Origin of the sequence: Herbiconiux sp., from assembly GCF_023264895.1 — a bacterium.
In the GTDB taxonomy this organism is placed as follows: domain Bacteria; phylum Actinomycetota; class Actinomycetes; order Actinomycetales; family Microbacteriaceae; genus Herbiconiux.
In genome coordinates this window covers 1-3,070 of record NZ_JAHFUY010000164.1, presented here as the reverse complement: position 1 = coordinate 3,070, position 3,070 = coordinate 1, and the positions used below count along the sequence as shown (strand labels likewise).

Annotated in this window: 4 protein-coding genes and 1 pseudogene; 2 read left to right on the top strand and 3 right to left on the bottom strand. The window is 72.2% G+C overall.

Features of this window, described 5'->3' with window-relative positions:
* Positions 1-108: 108 nt before the first annotated feature.
* Positions 109-456 carry a hydroxyisourate hydrolase gene (uraH, locus tag Q0D57_RS19320; RefSeq protein WP_291047052.1) on the bottom strand — a complete coding sequence of 116 codons (348 nt, stop codon included), beginning with the start codon at positions 454-456 and terminating at the stop codon, positions 109-111.
* Complete coding sequence (uraD, locus tag Q0D57_RS19315) at positions 453-998, bottom strand: 2-oxo-4-hydroxy-4-carboxy-5-ureidoimidazoline decarboxylase (protein WP_291047050.1); 546 nt, start codon at positions 996-998, stop codon at positions 453-455. The genes uraH and uraD overlap by 4 nt, the downstream gene beginning before the upstream one ends.
* Before the next feature lie 22 nt (positions 999-1,020).
* On the opposite strand from uraD, the gene Q0D57_RS19310 reads away from it, so the two are divergent.
* Both Q0D57_RS19310 and Q0D57_RS19305 read left to right on the top strand, forming a co-directional pair.
* Positions 1,021-1,659 (top strand): NTP transferase domain-containing protein, encoded by a 639-nt coding sequence (locus Q0D57_RS19310; protein ID WP_291047048.1) that lies wholly within the window; start codon positions 1,021-1,023, stop codon positions 1,657-1,659.
* A 90-nt stretch (positions 1,660-1,749) separates the two neighbouring features.
* On the top strand, positions 1,750-2,400 hold the full coding sequence (locus tag Q0D57_RS19305; RefSeq protein WP_291047047.1) for an NADPH-dependent F420 reductase: 651 nt from the start codon (positions 1,750-1,752) through the stop codon (positions 2,398-2,400).
* 418 nt (positions 2,401-2,818) lie between these two features.
* Here the strand turns inward: Q0D57_RS19305 and Q0D57_RS19300 are convergent.
* Positions 2,819-3,070: pseudogene (locus tag Q0D57_RS19300) on the bottom strand (MurR/RpiR family transcriptional regulator); the annotation flags it as partial.

The window sequence follows — 3,070 nt, the reverse complement described above, 5'->3', positions numbered from 1 at the left end:
CGCTTCGCGGACGCACGCCAGACCCGGCCTGCACCTCGACCGGAAAAGGTCCACCCCGCGACGCCCGCACGCTGCGCGTGGCGGGATGCTCGGGGGCGTGGGGGCGGGTCAGCTGCCTCGGTAGGTGGAGTAGGCGAAGGGGCTGAGGAGGAGGGGCACGTGGTAGTGGGCCGCGGGGTCTGCGAGCTCGAAGACGATGTGCACCTCGGGGTAGAAGGCCTTGACCTCCTGCTCGTGGAAGTAGGTGGCGGTGTCGAAGGTGACGCGGTAGCGGCCTGCCGGGAGGGCCTCGGGGCCGAAGTGCTCGACCCGGCCGTCGGCATCGGTCTCGGCGGAGGCGAGCATGACCCAGTTGCCGAGGTCGTCGTGCTCGAGGATGACGGGGACCCCGGCCGCGGGACGACCGATCGTGGAGTCGAGGACGTGGGTGGTGACGTGGCTTCGGGCGGCGGTCATGGCGTCGGCTCCTCGGTGGGGGTGGTGGTGGTCGTGGTGGGGGCCGGCGGGAAGAGGGTCGCGAGGCGGAGCATCGTGATGTCTCGGAGCTCGGAGGCGACCGTGGCGAGCTCGGCTGTGTCGTCGAGGGCGAGGCGGCGGGTGAGCTCCGAGAGGATCTCGGCACGGCCACGACCGGCGGCCCGGATGAGGAAGACCCGGTCGAAGCGGGCCTCGTAGGCCTCGTTGCCGGCGGAGATGGCGGCGGCCAGGGCCTCATCGGAGGACTCGGCGGCCGACTGCTCCGAGCGGCTGAAGGCCTGCGCGCGGCCCTCGCCGCGCATCCGCTCGCCGATGCGGGGATGGTGCGCGAGTGCCGCGTCGACCTCGGCCGCCGTGAGTGAGGCCGCCACGGGCCCGGCCGCGGCGAGCAGCTCGTCGTTCGAGCCGAACGGCGCCCTCTGTGCGACCTCGTCGACGAACCGCTCGACCCCGAGACACGACCGCAGCGCCTCCCGGAGCTCCGCCTCGCTGGTCTGCCGCACGTCGCCGGTCTCCGTCATGGCTTCAGCTTACGATGGGCGCATGAACCCGCCCTCCGCTCCCGGTGCGGCGGCGGGCATCCTGCTGGCGGCCGGTGCGGGGAAGCGGATGGGCGGCCCGAAGGCGCTCATCGTCGGGGCCGACGGGGAGGGCTGGCTGCACCGAGGGGTGCGCGTGCTGCTCGAGGCGGGGTGCGATCCGGTCGTGGTGGTGCTCGGAGCCTCGGCGGACGACGCCGCGGAGTTGCTGCGCGCCGGTTACGCATCGGAGCTGGCGTCGGGTCGGGTGCGGATCGCGGTCGCTGCTGGGTGGGCGGAGGGTCTCGGCGCTTCGCTCCGGACGGGGATCGCGGCGGTGCGGGCGCTGCCGGCGGTGCCTCTGTCTTCGGTTTCTGCGGTGTCTGCGGTGTCTGCGGTCGCGATCACTCTCGTCGATCTGCCGGGGCTGGAGGTTGCGGCCGTGCAGAGGGTGCTCCAGGGAGCCGGACCGCGCACCCTGCGCCAGGCGTTCTACGAGGGCCGGCCGGGGCATCCGGTGGTTGTGGGCGCTGAGCACCTGCCCGACCTCGCCGAGGCCCTCGCCGGAGACGAGGGGGCGCGGCCCTACCTGCGGGCGCACGGGGTGGAGGAGGTCGACTGCACCGACCTGGGCGGTGGGTCGGACGTCGACACCCCGGGCTGAGTGCGTGGGCGACAGGCCCGCTCTTCCCACCCGGCTGCGAGCCCGCCCGGATCGGGAACACAGGCGCTCGCCACGGCGTTGACCCCCGGCATGACCACTTCAGACACCACCACCATCGGATTCATCGGCGCCGGCAACATCGGCGGCCAGCTCGCGCGGCTCGCCGTGGCGCACGGCTATCGCGTGGTGGTGAGCAACTCGCGCGGTCCCGAGACGCTCGTGGAGCTCGTCGACGAGCTCGGACCGTCGGCCTCGGCGGCGACGTCGGCGGAGGCTGCGGCGGCGGGCGACCTCGTGGTCGTGACCGTGCCGCTGAAGAACTACCTCGAGGTTCCGACGGAGCCTCTCGCGGGCAAGATCGTGATCGACACGAACAACTACTACTGGGAGCGCGACGGCCGCATCGACGCGCTCGAGCAGGGCACGACGACCACGGCGGAGATGCTGCAGGCGCACCTGCCGGGAGCAGCCGTCGTGAAGGCTTTCAACAACATCCTGGCCGCCGACCTCACCACGACGGGCTCCCCCGCGGGCACGCCTTCCCGCCGCGCGCTGCCGATCGCGGGAGACGACGACGCCGCGAAGGCCCGGGTCGCAGCGCTCCTCGACGAGTTCGGCTTCGACGCGGTCGACGCCGGCCCCCTCGCCGACAGCTGGCGCTTCGAGCGCGACCGCCCGGCCTACGTCGTCCGCATGACGGCCCCCGAGGCCCGCGCCAAGCTGGCCGAGCCCACCCGCTAGCCCCTCCCGCCTCCCCACCCCGCCGACTTGACACAAGATGTGCCAAGTCGGCGGCTATTCACGCACCTACTGTCAAGTCGCGGAGGATTGGGCCGCCCTGCCCACCCCACCCATCCCGCACTTGACACAAGATGTGCCAAGTCGGCGGTTATTCGCGCATCTAGTGTCAAGTCGCGACGGAGGAGGCCGCCCGGTCCGCGCCACCGGCGCCCCACTTGACACAAGATGTGCCAAGTCGGCAGTTATTCGCGCATCTAGTGTCAAGTCGCGGAGGAGTGGGCCGCGCGGTCCGCGCCACCGGCCCCCACTTGACACAAGATGTGCCAAGTCGGCAGTTATTCGCGCAGCTACTGGCAAGTCGCGGAGAGGCCGGCGATGCCGGCGCCGGGCGGAGCGGGGCGGGTCGGGGCGGGGCGGCTCAGGGGGTCGACTCGAGCTCGCCGAGGGTGTCGTAGAGGCTCGTGATGGCCGCGATGCGCGTGCGGGTCTCGCGCGTTCGCGCCGCGAGCGCGTTGGCCGCGAGCACGTTGATGAGGCTCATGGCGCTCGCGTAGCTGTCGAGCGGCGAGACGCTGTCGATCGGGCACTCCACCCACACGTCCGCGAACTCCGCGTACCGTCGGGCCGACACGTCACCGATCAGCACCACATGCACGCCACGAGCGGCGAT